The organism is Rhodanobacter hydrolyticus, assembly GCF_044904645.1.
The window spans coordinates 2,739,803-2,758,242 of sequence record NZ_JADIKK010000008.1 but is presented as its reverse complement, the minus strand read 5'-3'; the positions used below and the strand labels follow the sequence as shown (position 1 = coordinate 2,758,242).

The following is an 18,440-nucleotide window of genomic DNA, read 5'->3' as shown; positions in this document are numbered from 1 at the left end:
AGGCATATAGTATTACAAATATACACAACCTCGACCCGAGGCAAATCCATGCTCAAGCCCCTGCTCGCCACGCTGCTCGCCGCCGCCGTCGCCACCGCGGCTGTTGCCGCCCCCGCTGATACCGACAGCCCGCAACACGCGCATCTGCAAGGCGCCGCGCTGCTGCACCAGCGGGAGCAGATGAGTTTCGGCGTCTACTACTACCCGGAGCAGTGGCCAGAAGCACAATGGCAGCGCGACTTCGACGGCATGGCCAAGCTGGGCTTCGATTTCACGCACATGGCCGAGTTCAGCTGGACCTACCTGGAGCCGAAGGAAGGCCAGTACGACTTCACCTGGCTGGACCATGCCATCGCGCTGGCGCACGCGGCGGGCCTGCGCGTGATCCTGGGCACGCCTTCGGCGGCGGTACCGAGCTGGATGGGCCAGCGCTACCCGCAGGTGTATCGCGTCGACGAGCACGGCCAGCGCCACGAGCACGGCATCCGCGCCGAAGTGTCGCTGACCGATCCCACCTACAAAGCCTTCGTGGCGAAGATCGTCACGGCGATGGCGCAGCGCTACGGCCACGATCCGCGCGTGTGGGGCTGGCAGATCGACAACGAGCCCAGTACCTTCCCCGACTTCAGCGACAGCGCACGCAAGGCCTTCCAGGACTGGCTGCGCAAGAAGTACGGCACCATCGATGCGATGAACGCGGTATGGGCCGGCTCGTTCTGGAGCACGCGCTACGGCAGCTTCGACGAAGTGCTGCTGCCCAACACCACGCTGGCCGCCGAGGACAAACTGAGCCCGCACGCCGTGCTCGACCTTGCACGCTTCCGCGCCGATACGCAGGCGCAATTCCTCGACGACCAGGCCGACATCATCCACAAGTACGCCGGCCATCGGCAGTGGGTGACCACCGACTACACCAACGTCAGCACCGACACCGACCCGCGCCGCACGCGCGACCTCGACTTCCCCACCTTCACGCTCTACCCGGTGGCCGGCACCAACGTGCTGGGCGGCGACAGCTACGCCATCGGCAAGCCCGCGAACCTGATGGAGGCCGCCGCGTATTTCCGTCCCATCAACGGCACCTTCGGCGTGATGGAGCTGCAGCCCGGCCAGGTGAACTGGGCTTCGATCAACCCGCAACCCATGCCTGGCGCAATCAGCATGTGGATGTGGCATGCCTTCGCCTCCGGCGCCTCCCTGCTCGCCACCTATCGCTACCGCCACCCGTTGCGCGGCAGCGAGATGTACCACGAGGGCATCGTGGGCACCGACGGCGTGACGCTCTCGCGCACCGGGCGCGAATTCACCGACACCCTGCGCGACATCAAGGCGTTCGAGGGCAAGCTCGATCCGTCAGCCAAGCTGCCGGAGCGCCTCGCCGCACGCTACACCGGCTACCTGTGGAACCAGGACGTGTTCTGGGACCTGGAAATCCAGCCGCAGACCACGCTGTGGAACACCTGGGCCTACCGCAACGGCTACACGCTGGCGGTACAGACCACCGGCGCGCCGATGGACTTCATCGCCGAGGACAGCGACTTCAGCCGCTACCCCTTCCTCATCGCGCCGGCCTACCAGATGGTGAGCCCCGCGCTGGCGGCAAAGTGGAAACGCTACGTGGAACAGGGCGGCCACCTCATCCTCACCAGCCGCACCGGACAGAAGAACGAGCTGGGCCAGTTTCCCGAAGGGCCGTGGTACGCACCCATCCTCGACCTGATCGGCGACGACGTGGACGGCTTCGACATGCTGCCGCCCAGCGTCGACGCCGAGGTGAAAGCCAGCGGCAAGACACACGCCTGGCACCGCTGGGCCGACATTCTCACGCCACGCCCCGGCACCGAAGTGCTCGCCACCTATGCCGACCACTACTACGCCGGCAAGGCCGCGGCGACCACGCGCAAGCTGGGCAAGGGCACGGTCACCATGATCGGTGTCTCCACCGACGACGGCGAGCTGGAACGCGCGATCGTGCGCGGCGTCTACCAGAATGCCGGCGTGCCCATCGAAGACTTGCCTACTGGCGTGTTCCACGACTGGCGCGGCGGCTACGACTTCATGGTGAGCTACAACCCCAAACCGTTCGACCTGCAGCTGCCCGCTTCCGCGCATGTCGTGGACGGCCAGGTGCCGCTGGCGCCTGCCGGCGTACTGATCTGGAAGGAAGGCACGAAGTAGACGCTGTCCCGTAAGCACACCCTGCCGTTTTCTCGTCATTCCGGCGCGGGCCGGAATCCAGCGACCTCATGGTTTGGACAAGCGTAATCGCCACTGGATCCCGGCCTGCGCCGGGATGACAAGCAGCAGCCAAACGTCTCTCAAAAAAGCTTGTACCTGCACGGCGGTATCATGCACATCCGCCGCGCATGGCCGACCTCGCCGGGCCGCGCAACCCACTCTCGCCAAGGGATCCGCCGGGCATGGCCTCCGAAATCCACACTTTCATCCACCTGCTTTTCGTCGGCGTGGTGGCGCTGTTCCCGGTGGTGAATCCCATCGGCACCGCCTTCGTGGTGATGCCCTACCTTTCGCAACTAGACAAGGCGAGCAAGAAGCAGGCGGTAGGCAAGATCACGCTGTACGCGTTCTGCATCTGCACCGTCACGCTGATCGCCGGCGAGTGGGTGCTGAAGCTGTTCGGACTGTCGATTCCCGTGGTGCAGCTGGCCGGCGGCATCATGATCTGCAAGATGGGCTGGGGCTTCCTTACCTCCGACAAGGACGACAGCGCCGACAGCAACAGCAGCGACGATGTTGCGGAGCCCAGGCACAAGAATATCGACAACCTGCTGTTCTATCCCCTGACGTTCCCGTTGACCACCGGCGCGGGCACCATCTCGGTACTGCTGACCCTGAGCGCGCATGGCGCCGACGCCGACCTGCGCCAGCTGGCGCTCAACATGGCGGCGATTCTGCTCGCCATCGTGGCGATGTGCGCGCTGGTGTATGTGTTCTACCTCAACACGCAACGCATCGAGCGCTACCTCGGCTCGCAGGGCGAGAAGATCTTCAACCGGCTGATCGCGTTCTTCATCTTCTGCATCGGCCTGCAAATCGCTGTCGCTGGTCTCAAGGCGCTGTTTGCCTGAGGCCTTGCTTGCAAAGGCAGAGTGCCTACAACGCAATACTTGAGATCCATTTTCGACCCAGGCGGACCTTTGCAAACATGGCGAGTCCAGCTGACTCGATGAACACAACCAAGGATGGCCCATGAACTGGAAGGTAGTCGTGGTCGAGGTCGGCGCGATACTCCTCGTGATGGGCGCCATCCATTTATGCGTGCGAACGAGCGAACGGCGGCATTCCGAATTTCTGGAAAGAGAAACGGAAGCACTTCGTGCAAAGAGCGCCGTTCCTATGCATCGCCCGCCCAACGAACGGGACACACTTGCGTTGGCGGAAAAGGACTCGTCAACCTTCTGCCATCCGTCGGATGAATCCGTTGACGGGTGCAGGCTGGATGCAGTGCTCATGGACAACCAGTGGATCGTTTTCGCGTGGCCCTATTTCGGGAAAGCGGATCCTCAGTGCTGCGCACCAGACAGCGCCCATCTTTTCAGATATTCGCGCGACGGCGTGTTTTTGCGCGAAGAAAGGGGCGACCCTTGAACCACCTCGATCTCATCCGTGGAAGCAGCTCTCATACAGCGCCCTGATTTCCACTTCCGCAGTCGAAAGCGGCCATTGGCCGATACCCCATTTTGGCTACATAGCGGTACTCGAGTACGCATGCCCATTCAAGAGATAGGCACCGCACTGTACCCGCGCTTGAGTACCAGCAGGCCGCTTCCCGTGCTCTCACTTGCGAGATGCGTCTTTATGGCGTCATAGATGGTCGGCGTGAGCGTATCTACGTTCTGCAGGGATACGCCTAGGCAGCGTCGCTTTGGAAACAGCCGCCACATCAGGGCATAGAAGGTTGGCAGCCTGGATTGCCAAGCTTCCGGTCGCTTGGGGAAAATCAGGACCGCCTGCCCCGGCGCTACACCGACCCTATCGATGTCATCCCATGGGACCAGTCCATAGCTCGGCAAGGTCATGCCCTGCGCATCGACAACCAGGACCGGCTTTCGATAAAGCGCCCGACGACCGAACAGCAGGGCGACAAGACCGAAAAGCAACGCACCTAGCAAAAGGGCGCCTTGATCCTTGTCACTTGTGAAGAGAACCAGCAGAGCAGGCGCAGCCAGAGTCAAGCCGAGCAACGCTACGACCCCATTGCGCCATAGTGACCACCTGACTGTGCACGTTTCCATTCAAGTCTCCCACCGTTCTCCGTGATCATTGTCCGCATCTTCTCTCAGGTCCGTCCCGACCCAGGCCGGACATTAGCCTCAGGACAGCTCCCATTACAGACGATCCGCGGCTCGGTCAGCAAGCGGGTACGCAATCAGTCGACCGCACGTCGAATCCGCCGCAACTCCGCAGCTTCTGCCCGGCGTGCCGCCGCGCAAGGCGTGTTGATGCATACCGCCGTATCGGTGATCGTGGTCACCGCACGCTCGAGCAGTTGGGTACCGGCCTCCTGCCGGCACGCCACGCTCGAGCACTCGACGAGGATCGCGCGCTGGCAGCGGCGCACCAGCGCCAGGTCGGCGATCTTGCGCACGGCCCTTCGATGCACGGAGGAGTCGGATCTCGAACCCTCGATTTCGCGAAACCCTCATCTTGAGAGTTTTACGCTGCTCTGGATCGACTACCCGGGGAGGGCTGCCATGTTCAAGCATTCGGTACTCGTTTTGCTGCTCGCTGCGTTCGCCACTCTTGCTTTTGCGGACAGCCCTCCGAAGATCCGTCAACCTACGCTCACGCCGCAAGCTAGCGGCACCACACAGCTGCTGATCGCCGTCAGCCCGGTGAATTCGCGCGTGGTCTGGGCCTCGGGAGCCGGGGGAACCTACGTGGTGACCACCGATGGCGGCAATACCTGGAAGTCCGGCGTGGTACCCGGCGCGGAGAATCTGCAGTTCCGCGATGTCCATGCCGTGAGCGACCGGATCGCCTATCTGTCGTCGGTCGGCGCCAACACCACCGACTTCAAGATCTACAAGACCGTCGACGGCGGCGCACACTGGACAGTCGAATTCACCAACCAGCTCACCAACGCGTTCTACGACTGTTTCGCCTTCTGGTCCCCCGACCGCGGCATCGCGCACAGCGATTCAGTGAATGGGGTATTTCCCGATCTGCGCACCTTCGACGGCATCCATTGGCAGTCGATCACCGGCCGCATGCCGCCGGCACTTCCGGGAGAAGCCTCGTTCGCAGCTAGCGGAACCTGCATCACCACGCAGGGAACGCAAAACGCGTGGATCGCCACCGGCGGTTCGACCACCGCGCGCATTCTCGCAACGCGCGATGGCGGCAGCACCTGGAACGCCTATGCCACTCCGCTCATCAGCAACGCCAGTGCTGGCGGCCTGAGCGTGGCTTTCCGCGATGCGCGCAACGGCTTTGTCGGCGGCGGCGACTTGTCGAGCAATACCTCAGCTGACGCAGCGACCTCGCACGATGGTGGCGCGACCTGGACGCTGACCAACCCACCGCCAACCCCCGGAGCGGTCTTCTGCGTGGCGTACGCCCGAGGCCTGCGCGACCGCCACTTTTCCGCATCGTCCAACGACGAGGATGATCAGGGTCAAGACCAGCGTGACCATGGGCCCCGATTCGATCGCACGGTCGTGATTACCGCCGAAACCGCACCCGACTTCAATTCGGGATCGGCGGCCTGGACTCCCGACGAAGGCCAGAACTGGTATTGGCTGCCTACCGTGAGCGGATACTGGGCTGTCGCTTTCGCGAATCCCAAAGCCGGATGGTTCGTCGGCAACAACGGACAGATTCTGAAGATCAGTTTCTAGACTTTGGGAAGTTCCAAGCAAGACCGGATTTGTGCGAGGGAGAGTCGACACGGGAGTGATGGTTCGGTTACGTCGTCGCGCCTCGCTTCGACCGAACCCTCTCCCGGAAGGAGAGGGATTCGCCCGTGCAGGTTTTCCTCAAGCTACCGCCGCGACCGCTTCCGTCGGCATGGCCAACGCACGCGCGGTAGAAGCCGCCAAACAGGGCGGCAAAGTAGAGTTCACCAGGAAATCCCTTCTTCCCCTTGGCTTTCAGCCTGCGCGATTCAGCCGCAAGCCAATACGCAATCAACCGGCTGCCCGCCGATTCCTCCGCAACTCCGCCGCCTCGGCCCAGCGCGCTGCCACACGCGGGGTGGTGATGCACACCGCCACGTCGGTGAGCGTGGTCACCGCACGCTCCAGCAGTTGGATGTCGGCCTCGTGCTGGCGCGCCACGTGCGGGTCCTCGAAGAAGATCGCACGGTGGCAGCGGCGCTCGAGCACCAGGTCGGCAATCTGCGCGTCGCCGCCCATCGGGCCGCTCTGGTAGCGGTCCGCCCACGGCTTGCCCTGCGGCCAGCCGCGGCTCCAGGCCAGTTCGTTGAGGCGCTGGCCGGTGGTGCCGGTGGCGACACGGCGGCCGAAGCGAGAGAGCGTGTCGAAGTGCTCGGCCGCATAGGCCAGCATCGCGGGCTTCATGGCGTCGTGGGCGATCAGGGCGAGCGTCTGCGACTCCAGCGCGTGCAGGTCGTCCGCGCCAGGATCGGGTTCCAGCCCGGCATGCATGCGCTCCAGCTCGATCCAGTCGCGCGCCGAGGCCACGGTGGAGAGGAAGGGCTTGGCGTGGATCACGCACTGGCGCTTGAGCGCCACCGCTTCGGGGAATATCGAGGACGGATCGACCGGATCGATGAAGTAGATCGCACCATCCAGCGTGCGCGCATCGCCGTCCATGCCTACCACTTCGGCCACCAGTTTCATCAGTCCGCCAGCGCGGCCGTAGGGGTAGCGGCGCAAGGTCGCGTAGTTCGCCAGCAGGCCGGCACGCATGATGGCGTCGTGGGTGCGGCCCACCGCATGCAGTTCGAGACCCAGTTCGCGGATGCCCTGTTCGCAGGCTCCCAGCCAGCGGAACAGTGCCGCGTCGTCGTGGCTGTGGTGCAGCTGGTTGGCGGCAAGGCCCAGGCGCATGGGAGTGTCCTCTTGGGTGATGGCAATGCTTTTGGCTCGTCATTCCGGCGCAGGCCGGAATCCAGCAAGTGTGTGGCCTGGATGGGCGTAATCGCTACTGGATTTCGGCTTCCGCCGGGATGACGAACCGAGCGTCCGTTCACACTGAGCGTAGCTTGCAACAGCAAGCACAGTCGAAGTACCCCTTCGACTTCGCCCATTCGGCGCTTCGCTCAGGGTGAACAGCCAAAAATCATCACCCTTCAAGCCACCGCCGCGACAGCCTCCACCTGCGTAGCCAACATCTGCGCAATCGAAGCCGCGGCCTCGCGGCCGTCGTGCACCGCGCGCACCACCAGGTCGGCGCCGCGCACGCCGTCGCCGCCGGCGAAGATGCGCGGGTGGCTGGTCTGCTGCGGCAGCGCGCCGTCGGCGCCGGTGATGACGCGACCGGAGTGCGCCAGCTTCACGCCGTGCGACACCAGCCAGTCAGGCGGGCTGGGCAGGAAGCCGAAGGCCTGGATCACAACGTCGGCGCGCAGTTCGCTTTCGCTGCCTTCGACGTTGTGCGGACGCGGGCGGCCGTGGCCATCAGTGACGAGCTCGGTCCGCACCACGCGCACCGCACGCGCGCGGCCGTGCTCGTCGCCGAGAATTTCCAGCGGCTGGCGATGGAACAGGAACTCCACGCCTTCCTCGCGGCTGTAGCCCACTTCGCGCGCGGAGCCGGGCATGCTGGCTTCGTCGCGGCGATAGACGCAGGTGACGCTGGCCGCGCCGAGGCGGATCGCGGTGCGGTTGCAGTCCATGCCGGTGTCGCCGCCGCCCAGCACCACCACGTGCTTGCCGCGCAGGTCGAACGCCGGCGCAGGCGGCTCGTCGCGCAGCAGTCGCTCGGTGTTGGCGATCAGGAACGGCAGCGCGTCATGCACACCGTGCAGCCCGCGGCCCGGCAGCTTGCCGTCCACATAAGTGTAGGCGCCGGTGCCCACGAACACCGCGTCGTAATCGTCCAGCAACTGACCGAACTCGATGTCGCGACCTACTTCGTGGCCGAGCAGGAAACGCACACCCAACTGCTCGAGGAAGGCACGCCGCGTCTGCACCACGGCCTTGTCCAGCTTGAACGGCGGAATGCCGAAGGTCAGCAGGCCGCCGATTTCGTGCTGGCGGTCGTACACGTCGGCGGCGATGCCCGCGTGGCGCAAACGATCCGCACAAGCGAGACCCGCCGGACCCGCGCCGATGATGGCCACGCGCTTGCCGGTCTCCTTCACGGCGGAAAGATCCGGCCGCCAGCCCTGGCGCAGGGCCTCGTCGGTGACCCAACGCTCCACGCTGCCGATGGTCACGGAACCGAACGCGGTCTGCTCCAGTGTGCAGGCGCCTTCGCACAGGCGATCCTGCGGGCACACGCGGCCGCAGATTTCCGGCAACGGGTTGGTCTCGTACATCAGCGTCGCCGCCTCGACGATGCGCCCCTGCTCCACCAGCTTCAGCCAGTTCGGGATGTAGTTGTGCACCGGACAGGCGTGCTCGCAATATGGGTTGCCGCAATCCAGGCAACGACCCGACTGCGCCCCCGCATTCGCTTCGCCGAAATCGCCCGCGATTTCGCCGTAGCCCAGCACACGGATCGCCACCGGCACGGTGCGCGGCGTCTGCCGCGGCAGGTCGAGAAACTGGAACAGCTTGTGCTCGCTCATGCCGCGCTCCTCAATTCTTCCGCCAGCACGGCCAGGCTGGCCGCCTTCGGCTTCACCAGCCAGAACTTGTATTGCAGGCCGCGGAAATCGCGCAGCACCTGCCGACCCCAGTCGCTGTTGGTGTATTCCACGTGGCGCGTCACCAGCTTGCGCAGGTGCTGCATGTAGTGCTCCATGCCTTCGGGCGAGATGCGCAGGATGTCCACCAGCTCGTGGTTGTAGCAGTCCACGAAATCACGCTCGAGGTCGAGCACGTAGGCGAAGCCGCCGGTCATGCCTGCGCCGAAATTGAGACCGACCTTGCCGAGCACGGCCACCGCGCCGCCGGTCATGTATTCGCAGCAGTGGTCGCCCGCGCCTTCCACCACCGCCACCGCACCGGAGTTGCGCACGGCGAAGCGCTCGCCCGCACGGCCCGCAGCGAACAATTCGCCGCCGGTGGCGCCGTACAGGCAGGTGTTGCCGATGATGGAGGCATCCTGCGTGGCGAACGGCGAATCGGCGGGCGGACGCACCACGATGCGGCCGCCAGCCATGCCCTTGCCCACGCCGTCGTTCGCCTCGCCGGTGAGTTCGATGTGCACGCCGCCGGCGTTCCACGCGCCCAGGCTCTGGCCGGCCGCGCCTTCCAGCTGCAGCACGATGGGCTTGTCGTCCATACCGTGATCGCCATGCCGGCGCGCGATGGCACCGGAGAGGCGCGCGCCGACGGCGCGGTCGGTGTTGACGATGGAATAGCTGAAGTGGCCGCCTTCGCCCAGTTCCACCAGCGGCGAGGTGTCCGCCTCGATGCGCATGGCAAGCGCGGCAGGATCGCGCATCGGGTTGCGCGCCATCGCACAGGCGCTGTCGCTGGCGGCGCCGAGGCTGCTGCCGTCCAGCAACGGCGCGAGGTCCAGGCCGTGCCGCACGGGCGTGGCGTCGTCGCGCTGCGCGAGCAGTTCGCTGTGGCCGATCAGTTCGGCCAGCGAACGCGCGCCCAGCCGTGCGAGGTGTTCGCGCACGTCGTTGGCGATGAACCGGAAGTAGTTCATCACCATCTCGGGCAGGCCGGTGAAGTGATCCTTGCGCAGCACCGGATGCTGGGTGGCCACGCCGGTGGCGCAGTTGTTCAAGTGGCAGATACGCAGGTACTTGCAGCCCAGCGCCACCATCGGGCCGGTGCCGAAACCGAAACTCTCGGCACCGAGCAGCGCAGCTTTGACCACGTCGAGGCCGGTCTTCAGGCCGCCGTCGGTCTGCAGGCGCACGCGGCCGCGCAGCTCATTGCGGCGCAGGGTCTGCTGCGTTTCGGCCAGGCCAAGCTCCCACGGCGTGCCGGCGTATTTGATCGAGGTGAGCGGGCTGGCGCCGGTGCCGCCGTCATGGCCGCTCACGGTGATCAGATCCGCGCCCGCCTTCACCACGCCCGCGGCCACGGTGCCCATGCCGGCATGCGACACCAGCTTCACCGAGACCAGCGCACCTGGGTTCACTTCCTTGAGGTCGTGGATCAGCTCGGCGAGGTCTTCGATGGAGTAGATGTCGTGGTGCGGCGGCGGCGAGATCAGGCCGATGCCGGGCTTGGCGTAGCGCAGCCGCGCGATGGTGGCGTCCACCTTGTGGCCGGGCAGCTGGCCGCCTTCGCCGGGCTTGGCGCCCTGTGCGATCTTGATCTGCAGCACCTCGGCGTTAACCAGGTATTGCGGCGTGACGCCGAACCGACCCGAGGCGACCTGCTTGATCTTCGACATCTTCTCGGTGCCGTAGCGCGCGGGGTCTTCGCCGCCTTCGCCGGAATTGCTGCGCGCGCCGAGTCGGTTCATCGCGGTGGCCAGCGCCTCGTGCGCCTCGGGCGACAGCGCGCCCAGCGACATGCCCGCGGAGTCGAAGCGGCGCAGGATAGCCTCTACCGGCTCCACTTCATCCAGCGGTACCGGCGCGCCCAGCGGCTGCACCGCGAGCAGGTCGCGCAGCGCCGAAGCCGGACGATGGTCGACGTGGTGGGCGTAGGCACGGTAATCGGCGGGATCGCCCGAGCGCACCGCCAGCTGCAGCGAGGCGATCACCTCGGGGTTGTACATGTGGTACTCGCCGCCGTGCATGTACTTGTAGATACCGCCCGCGCGCAGCGGCTGCGCGGCGTTCCACGCTTCGGCCGCAAGCAGCTGCTGCTCGCGTTCGAGTTCCGCGAAACCGGCACCACCGATGCGCGAAGGCGTTCCGGGGAAGCACAGTGCCACGACCTCCGGCGCGAGGCCCACGATCTCGAACAGCTGCGCGCCGCGGTAGCCGGCGATGGTGGAGATGCCCATCTTCGACAGGATCTTCAGCAGACCCTTGCGGATGCCGCGGCGGTAGCTGCGGCCGATCTCGAGCCGGTCGCCGTCGATGTGCCCCTCACGCCCCAGCTCGAACAGGCTCTGGTAGGCCAGCCACGGATAGATCGCGCTGGCGCCGAAGCCCAGCAGGCAGGCGAACTGGTGCGCGTCGCGCGGCGTGGCGGTTTCCACGATGAGGTTGCACTGACAGCGCAGGCCTTGCTCGACCAGATGTGCGTGCACGGCGCCCGTAGCGAGCAGGGAGTGCACCGGCAACTTGTCGCGCTCGGGATAGCGGTCGCTGAGGAAGACCAGCGCGTTGCCGTCGCGCACCGACTTCGCCACGTCCTCGCACAATTGGCGCAGCGCGGCTTCGAGGTTGGTCTGCGCCGGGTCGTACATCAGGTCGAAACGCGGCGTGCCGGCGTACTGCGGCAACGCCAGCAATTGGCGCAGCTTGCGTTGCGAGAGAATCGGCGAGTTGATCAGGATCTGCTTCGCGTTCTCCGGCTTCAGCTCGAACACGTTGCCTTCCGGCCCCACCTGCGTGACCAGCGACATCACCAGCTTTTCGCGCAGCGGATCGATCGGCGGATTGGTGACCTGCGCGAAGGCCTGGCGGAAGCGGTCGAACAGCGGGCGCACCTGCCGCGACAGCGCGGCGACCGGCGTGTCGTCGCCCATCGAGCCCGTGGCCTCGGCTTCCAGCTCGGCGATCACCTTCAGCACCGTCTCGCGCTCCTCGCGCGAGAGGCCGTACAGCTTCTGGTAGCAGCGCAGCTGATCCGCGGGCAACGGTTCGGCGGCCAGCGAGGGGTCGATCAGATCGGATTCCAGGTAGCTCACGCCGGCGCGCAACCAGTCGCGGTAGGGCGCGCGCTTGCGGTTGATATCGTCGATGTCGGCGTCGCGCAGCAGGCGGTGTTCGCGGAAATCCACCGCGATCATCTCGCCCGGTGCGAGGCGACCCTTGGCGACCACGCGCGCCGAGGGCATGTCCCACAGGCCAGCCTCGGAGGCGATGATGAAATGATTGTCGTCCGACAGCGCCCAGCGCGCGGGACGCAGGCCGTTGCGGTCCAGCGTGCAGGCGGCGAAGCGGCCGTCGCACATCACCAGGCCCGCGGGGCCGTCCCACGGCTCGCTGTGCAGCGCGTAGTACTCGTAGAACGCCGCGAGGTCCTCGTCGATGTTCTCGCGCGCGGCGAATGCGGGCGGCACCAGCATGCGCATTGCGGCGAGCAGATCGATGCCGCCGGCGAGCAGCACCTCGAGCGCGTTGTCCAGGCTCTCCGAGTCCGAGCCCTGCTGGCGCACCAGCGGGCCAAGGTCGCCCAGTTCCACGCGCGGCGAGCGCCAGATCGTCTCGCGTGCCTGCATCCAGCGGCGATTCGCGCGGATGGTGTTGATCTCGCCGTTGTGCGCCAGCAGGCGGAACGGCTGCGCCAGCCGCCACTGCGGCGTGGTGTTGGTGGAGAAGCGCTGGTGGAACACCACCGCGTCGGCGACCAGCGCCGGGTGCGTGAGGTCGGCGAACACTTCGCGCAGGCGCCCCGGCGCGGCCATCGCCTTGTAGCCGATCAGTCCCGCCGACAACGTCACCACGTAGAACGCCGGATCCTCCGCCAGTGCGGCCTCGGCGCGACGGCGCGCGCGGAACAACGCCAGCTCGAACGCCTCGTCATCCATGCCATCGCCGGCATCGACGAACACCTGGCACACGCGCGGCCTCGCAGCGGCGGCAAGCGGACCGCAGGCCTCCTCGTTCACCGCCACCTCGCGCCAGCCCGCCACGCGCACGCCTTCTTCGGCGAGATGTCGCTCCAGCACTTTTGCGGCCGTGTCGCTGCTTGTGTCGAGGAACACCACGCCTGCCGCGAAACGTTCGCCGATCGCGATGCCCGCTTCGCTGGCCAGGGCGCGCAACCAGGCCTGCGGACGCCGGATCAGCACGCCGCAGCCGTCGCCGCTCACGCCGTCCGCGTTCACCGCGCCGCGATGCGAAAGTTTTGCCAAGGCGTTGAATGCGGTATCGACTACCCACGCGCTGGCGCGGCCGTCGATCTGCGCCACCAGACCGAAACCGCAGCTGTCGTGTTCGAACGCTGCGTCGTACAGGCTTGTTCCACCGGACTGCTTCATCTTGCTCACTCGCTGGACGGCAGGGCACGGAAAGCCAGCGGCTGCCGGAGCACCGTCCTGGATTTCGTGGATTACGGTTCGACTACAACACACTTGTTGCGTCGCGTCAAAGACTTCTATACGTCCAAATGGAATTTGGCGATTCGGGGCTTTGGAGCCGCGCAGGTATCGAGAGAGAGCTGACCAGCGGGGACCTCGCTTCTTCCCCTGCGGGGCGGAATTGCAGACTTGCGAGTGGGACTACGCTTTGCGGGTTTTGGTTTGCTTGCTGGGCATCTGGATTTGCTTGCAAGGAACAAGGCGGCTTCGGTCGCCTGCAGGCGTGCGGGTTCTTCTCTTTGCTGGCCATGCCGCCGCAGGAACGACGGCGAACGGCGAAATCGCCCCGAAGAGCGGAAGACTGGATGCCCGAGGTCATGAGCAAGGAACCAGAGAAGCTGCCTGGTTCGACGCGGCGGAACTGCAAGCAAGCTGGGTCTGAGGGCTTGGGAACCATTCCTGCCCGCGCGATAGACGCGAGGCCATACCGCGCCGCATCTGGAAACCGAGGTTCGAAGCCCCGCGGTACCTCGTGCCGCATCGGCCCTGTCCTGGTTCTGGATGTCGACGTTGCTTTTGCGCACTTGAAGCGCCGCTTCCCGGGCTTCTGGCCTTGACGAGGCGGGGACGATCAGGCCGCGCAGCGGGCGCGGCGGAAAGGCGGCGTCCTTTTGGTCGGACAGGAAGGCGGCCAAACGCCGCATCGAGCACTCTTTTCTCTCGGCCGCTTCTCTTTTGGATACATGGATACACAAAAGAGAAATGACCCGGTCACCGCACCGGAAGACGGGTGAAACCGTTTTGTCGTCGACGAATGATCCGCTCTCCCGCATGGAGAACTAAGAGAAATCTAAGAGAGGCCTAAGAGAACACTAAGAGAAGCAAATTGCGCCAGGGAGCCGCAATTTTCCGCGCAAATCGCATCTTCCTTTTGCAGCACAAATGTCATGTGCAAGGGCCAGCATCCGCGCCGCTGTCTACACCCACTTCCTCTCCGGTGCCCACCCATGACCCAATCCATGCCCGTCCTGCGCGCCGTGCTCGCGCTTGCCATCGCCGCCGCCATCGCCTCGCCGGCTCGTGCGGATGACACGAACACCACGCCCATCGCGCCGACGGCGGATGCAAGCGCCATCGGAGCCACGGCGAACAACCCCAAGACGCTGGCGAAGGTGCAGGTGAATGCCAGCACCGTCAACGCGACCAGTACCGCGCCGACGCAGGGCTCCTTGGTGGCGGTCGAGCCGCAGTCGATCATCGGCAGCCTGTTCCTGCAGGAAAACATTGCTCCGACCGGCGACTACACCGACGCCATCGCGATCTCGCCCAGCACCTACACCATCGCACCGAACGGCTCGGGCCTGATGGAAACGGCGGTCGCCAGCATCCGCGGTTTCCAGGACGGCCAGTACAACGTCACCTTCGACGGCATTCCGTGGGGCGACTCGAACGACTTCACGCACCACTCCACGTCGTACTTCACCAACCAGGACACCAGCAGCGTCACCGTGGACCGCGGCCCGGGCACCGCCAGCACGCTGGGCGACGCCACCTTCGGCGGCACCGTGTCGGTGGAATCCATCGACCCGTCGGCCGACTTCAACCTGCACCCCTACCTCAGCTACGGCAGCTGGGCGACGGCAGTGGAAGGTGCGCGCATCGACACCGGCAAGCTCAACGACAGCGGCACCGCCGCCGTGATCAACGTGCAGAACGGCAGCTCGGACGGCTACCTCACCTACGCCGGCCAGCGCCGCCAGAACATCTTCGCCAAGATCGTGCAACCGCTGGGCGACAACACCACGCTGACCTTCGGCGGCATGTGGAACAAGATCAACCAGTACGTGCCATTCGGCGCCAGCAAGGCGCAGATCGCCGAGTACGGCCCGAACTATGCCCTGAACAACGATCCGGCCAGCCAGTCGTACTACCGCTACAACAACGACCAGATCACCACGTACATGGCCTACATCGGCCTGCACTCCGAGTTCGACGGCTGGACGGTCGACAACAAGGCTTACACCTACGCTTACAACCACTTCGGCTTCAACGGCCTGGACCCGAACGGTGAGACGCCGAACGGCACGTTCTGCGACAAGAAGGGCAACAACTGTCTCGATCCGGACGACGTGCCCGGCCAGCACATGCGCAACTGGTACCGCTCGTTCGGCGACATTCTCCGCGTGAGCAAGGAACTGGGCCCGGGCGAAATCCGCACCGGCGCCTGGTTCGACCACCAGGACAATCTGCGCTGGGAATACGAGTTCGACGACACGCTGGACGTACCAGCCATCAACACCACCGGCGCACCGACCAAGGGCAGCGACAGCCCGGTCGACCGCGTGATGACCGATTCGCTGACCACCTTCCAGCCGTTCCTCGAATACCAGTGGAACATCACCGACAACGCCTGGCTGGTGGGCGGCCTGAAGTACGACGACTTCAAGCGCAACCTCGATGCCGAGTACAACCAGAAGACGGGTACGCCGCTGGATTATTCGGCGAAATGGAACGCCACGCTGCCCTCGGCGGCCTTCCACTATTCGTTCACTTCGGACTGGACGGCTTATGCGCAGTGGGCCAAGGGCTTCCTGGCGCCCAACCTCAACCTGCTCTACGTAGCCGACCCGGCCATCTCCGACGGCAGCCTCCAGCCGGAAAAAACCACCAACTGGCAGGTCGGCACCACCTGGAACAGCGACGACCTGACGCTGTCCGGCGACGTCTACAAGATCAATTTCAACAACTTCATCCAGAGCCAGAAGATCGGCGGCGTCACCTACTTCTACAACGGCGGCGGCGTGCACTACACCGGCCTCGAGCTGGAAGGCACCTACATGGTCGGCGGCGGCTTCAGCATCTACGCCAACGGCTCGCTCAACCGCGCGATCCAGACCGAGAGCAACACCTGGAATCCGAACACGCCGCACAAGACCGCCGCGCTGGGCCTGATCTACCGCAACGGCCCGGTGTATGCGTCGCTGATGGACAAGTTCGTCGGCAAGACCTACTACACCGCCAACGCCAACGATGACACGCCGATCGGCGGCTACGCGGTGACCAACTTCGCCGCCAGCTACCGCTTCGACCTGCACCGGACGGACGTGAAGGACATCAAGATCGGCTTCCAGATCAACAACCTGTTCAACAACACCAACATCAATGCGCTGGCCGGCACCACCGTGGCCGATGGCACGCCGCTGTACTTCACCATCCCGTCGCGCAACTACAACGTCACGTTCTCCGCGGACCTGTTCTGATGAAGCGCGCGCTGATGCTGGTGGTACTGCTGCTGGCCGGCCAGAACGTACTGGCCGCCGACGGCAACGCTGCCGCCCTGCCGGTCGAACTGACCCGCCTGTTGCCGCCGCCACCGGCAACAGGTTCGGCCGAAGCACGGCAGGACCTGGATGTGGTGCTGGCCACGCAACACGCACGAACCGCCGCCGAAGCGGCGGCGGCCAAGGCGGACGCGGAGCGATCCGTGTTCCGCTTTGCGGACGCACTGGGCGTGAACCTGCAAGCCGAGCGGCTGCCCAGCACGGCCGCCTTTTTCAAACGCGTGGCCACGCTGGACAAGGCCGAAGTGAAGCAGGCCAAGAATTACTGGCGTCATCCGCGTCCGGCGGCGGTATCCGCGCAGGTGCAGCCACTCGCGGCGGAAAAGCCCGACGACTGGAGTTACCCCAGTGGGCACGCCACGTTCGGCTACACCGCGGCGGTACTGCTGGCCAATATGCTGCCGGAGAAGCGCACCGCGATCTTCGCCCGTGCGGATCTCTACGCCCGGCACCGTATCGTGATGGGCGCGCATTTCCCCAGCGACGTGGAGGCCGGCCGGCTTGCCGGCACCGTGCTCGGCGAGCGGCTGCTGGACGATCCTTCCTGGCAGGCCGACTATGCGGCTGCGCGCACAGAGCTGCGCAAGGCGCTCGCCTTGCCCGATGAGCCGGCCATGTGAACGGGTGGCGCGCCGCCGGCTCGCTCCGGTTCGCCGGCTCGGCGATAATCGGTCGATGCCCAGCCTCGCCCGCGTCCCTGCCCTGTCCGTCATCGCGCTCGCCACCGCGCTCGTCACCGCGTCCCTTCCCGCGCAGGACAAGAGCCAGTCCGAACAGGCCGCGGCCAAGCAAAAACTGAGCAACGTGCACCAGGAAGTGCAGGCGCTGGACAAGCAGCAGGCCGCCACCGCCGCGCACCGCGACCAGCTCAACGCAGAACTGGCGAAACAGGCCGCCGCACTGGACGCGGCCGCGCGCGCCTTGCGCCAGACCGACGCCGAGATCGCCGCCAGGCAACAGCAGCTTGAACAGCTGCAGCAGCAACGCGCCGATCTCAAGCAGAAACTGGCCAGCCAGCGTGCCGCCATCGCCGACCTGCTGCGCGCCAGCTATGCGCTGGGCCACGGTTCCGACCTGCGCCTGCTGCTGGACAACGACGACATGGACCGCATCGCGCGCGCGCTGGTTTATTCGAAATACTTCCAGCAGGACCGCTTGCAGAAGGTGCAGCAGCTGGTGGCCAGCCTTGCCCAGTTGCAAACGCTGGAACAACAGATCACCGCCGAACAGCAAGCCTTGCAGGTCCAGCGCGACCAGCGCGAGAAGCAAAGCAGGCAACTGGCGCAGCAGCGCACCGCGCAGCAGAAGCTGGCCGCCGAAGCCGACGCCACCTATCAGGATCAGACCCAGCGGCTGGCCGCGCTGAAACAGGACGAGCAATCGCTCAATAGCCTGGTGGATCGGCTGCAGAAACAGATCGACCAGGCCATGCGCGAGGCCGCCGCCCGCGCCGCCGCCCAGCAGGCCGCCGCGCGCAAGCACGGCGGCAAGGCACCGCCGCCGCTGGAAGTGGGCGGCGCCGGCGCCGACATCCGCGGCAACCTGCCCTGGCCGGCCTCCGGCGAGGTACACAGCTACGGCAACGGCGTGCTGATCCGCGCGCCCGGCGGCAGCGAGGTGCATGCCGTGGCAAACGGCCGCGTGGTCTACGCCGGCTTCCTGCGCGGCTACGGCATGCTGCTGATCCTCAACCATGGCAACGGCTGGATGAGCATGTACGGCAACAACGAGACCCTGCTGCACGGCGTGGGCGACGCGGTGACCGCCGGCCAGGCCGTGGGCACCGCCAGCGCCCCTACCGGCACCAACACCGGCGTGTATTTCGAGCTGCGCCAGAATGGCCAGCCCGTGGATCCACGCAGTTGGCTGAAGTCACACTGATCGCCCGATCCGCCGGCG

The 18,440-nt window shown here is 65.6% G+C and carries 11 protein-coding genes and 1 pseudogene; 7 read left to right on the top strand and 5 right to left on the bottom strand.

Translation table 11 applies throughout. From position 1 onward, the window contains the following. Positions 1–48 precede the first annotated feature (48 nt). From ISP25_RS14990 to ISP25_RS14980, 3 genes are all read left to right on the top strand, one after another. Positions 49–2,178, top strand: coding sequence for a beta-galactosidase (locus ISP25_RS14990; RefSeq protein WP_404615017.1), 2,130 nt, complete (start codon positions 49–51; stop codon positions 2,176–2,178). Between the two features lie 242 nt (positions 2,179–2,420). Continuing rightward, positions 2,421–3,089, top strand: a complete 669-nt coding sequence (locus ISP25_RS14985; RefSeq protein WP_404615015.1) for a MarC family protein — start codon at positions 2,421–2,423, stop codon at positions 3,087–3,089. Positions 3,090–3,210: 121 nt separating this feature from the next. Further along, positions 3,211–3,609, top strand: coding sequence for a hypothetical protein (locus tag ISP25_RS14980; RefSeq protein ID WP_404615013.1), 399 nt, complete (start codon positions 3,211–3,213; stop codon positions 3,607–3,609). Between the two features lie 128 nt (positions 3,610–3,737). Here ISP25_RS14980 and ISP25_RS14975 read toward each other — a convergent pair whose 3' ends face one another. Together ISP25_RS14975 and ISP25_RS14970 are read right to left on the bottom strand one after the other, a co-directional pair. Next, the gene (locus ISP25_RS14975) at positions 3,738–4,256 is read right to left on the bottom strand and encodes a hypothetical protein (RefSeq protein ID WP_404615011.1); all 519 of its coding nucleotides are present in this window, start codon (positions 4,254–4,256) and stop codon (positions 3,738–3,740) included. Between the two features lie 134 nt (positions 4,257–4,390). After that, positions 4,391–4,603 (bottom strand): annotated as a pseudogene (locus ISP25_RS14970) (methylglyoxal synthase); the annotation flags it as partial. A gap of 112 nt (positions 4,604–4,715) precedes the next feature. On the opposite strand from ISP25_RS14970, the gene ISP25_RS14965 reads away from it, so the two are divergent. Beyond that, positions 4,716–5,861 (top strand): WD40/YVTN/BNR-like repeat-containing protein, encoded by a 1,146-nt coding sequence (locus tag ISP25_RS14965; RefSeq protein ID WP_404615009.1) that lies wholly within the window; start codon positions 4,716–4,718, stop codon positions 5,859–5,861. A gap of 288 nt (positions 5,862–6,149) precedes the next feature. Here ISP25_RS14965 and ISP25_RS14960 read toward each other — a convergent pair whose 3' ends face one another. The 3 genes from ISP25_RS14960 to gltB form a co-directional block, all read right to left on the bottom strand. Then, positions 6,150–7,034 carry a methylglyoxal synthase gene (locus ISP25_RS14960; RefSeq protein WP_404615007.1) on the bottom strand — a complete coding sequence of 295 codons (885 nt, stop codon included), beginning with the start codon at positions 7,032–7,034 and terminating at the stop codon, positions 6,150–6,152. 242 nt (positions 7,035–7,276) lie between these two features. Then, positions 7,277–8,719: an FAD-dependent oxidoreductase gene (locus ISP25_RS14955; RefSeq protein WP_404615005.1), complete on the bottom strand. Its 1,443-nt coding sequence runs from the start codon at positions 8,717–8,719 to the stop codon at positions 7,277–7,279. Next, positions 8,716–13,161: a glutamate synthase large subunit gene (gene gltB, locus ISP25_RS14950; RefSeq protein WP_404615003.1), complete on the bottom strand. Its 4,446-nt coding sequence runs from the start codon at positions 13,159–13,161 to the stop codon at positions 8,716–8,718. The genes ISP25_RS14955 and gltB overlap by 4 nt, the downstream gene beginning before the upstream one ends. Before the next feature lie 1,046 nt (positions 13,162–14,207). Here gltB and ISP25_RS14945 point away from each other — a divergent pair. Genes ISP25_RS14945 through ISP25_RS14935 form a run of 3 tightly spaced genes read left to right on the top strand, consistent with a single transcriptional unit; the run spans position 14,208 to position 18,422 of the window. Further along, positions 14,208–16,460: a TonB-dependent receptor gene (locus ISP25_RS14945; RefSeq protein WP_404615001.1), complete on the top strand. Its 2,253-nt coding sequence runs from the start codon at positions 14,208–14,210 to the stop codon at positions 16,458–16,460. Then, complete coding sequence (locus ISP25_RS14940) at positions 16,460–17,161, top strand: acid phosphatase (protein ID WP_404614999.1); 702 nt, start codon at positions 16,460–16,462, stop codon at positions 17,159–17,161. Before ISP25_RS14945 ends, ISP25_RS14940 begins: the two co-directional genes overlap by 1 nt. 55 nt (positions 17,162–17,216) lie before the next feature. Beyond that, positions 17,217–18,422: a murein hydrolase activator EnvC family protein gene (locus ISP25_RS14935; RefSeq protein WP_404614997.1), complete on the top strand. Its 1,206-nt coding sequence runs from the start codon at positions 17,217–17,219 to the stop codon at positions 18,420–18,422. The last annotated feature ends 18 nt before the right edge of the window (positions 18,423–18,440 follow it).

Coding starts and splice junctions, on each gene's coding strand:
- ISP25_RS14990 (WP_404615017.1), top strand. CDS start 49: ATGCTCAAGCCCCTGCTCGCCACGCTGCTCGCCGCCGCCGTCGCCACC.
- ISP25_RS14985 (WP_404615015.1), top strand. CDS start 2,421: ATGGCCTCCGAAATCCACACTTTCATCCACCTGCTTTTCGTCGGCGTG.
- ISP25_RS14980 (WP_404615013.1), top strand. CDS start 3,211: ATGAACTGGAAGGTAGTCGTGGTCGAGGTCGGCGCGATACTCCTCGTG.
- ISP25_RS14975 (WP_404615011.1), bottom strand. CDS start 4,256: ATGGAAACGTGCACAGTCAGGTGGTCACTATGGCGCAATGGGGTCGTA.
- ISP25_RS14965 (WP_404615009.1), top strand. CDS start 4,716: ATGTTCAAGCATTCGGTACTCGTTTTGCTGCTCGCTGCGTTCGCCACT.
- ISP25_RS14960 (WP_404615007.1), bottom strand. CDS start 7,034: ATGCGCCTGGGCCTTGCCGCCAACCAGCTGCACCACAGCCACGACGAC.
- ISP25_RS14955 (WP_404615005.1), bottom strand. CDS start 8,719: ATGAGCGAGCACAAGCTGTTCCAGTTTCTCGACCTGCCGCGGCAGACG.
- gltB (WP_404615003.1), bottom strand. CDS start 13,161: ATGAAGCAGTCCGGTGGAACAAGCCTGTACGACGCAGCGTTCGAACAC.
- ISP25_RS14945 (WP_404615001.1), top strand. CDS start 14,208: ATGACCCAATCCATGCCCGTCCTGCGCGCCGTGCTCGCGCTTGCCATC.
- ISP25_RS14940 (WP_404614999.1), top strand. CDS start 16,460: ATGAAGCGCGCGCTGATGCTGGTGGTACTGCTGCTGGCCGGCCAGAAC.
- ISP25_RS14935 (WP_404614997.1), top strand. CDS start 17,217: ATGCCCAGCCTCGCCCGCGTCCCTGCCCTGTCCGTCATCGCGCTCGCC.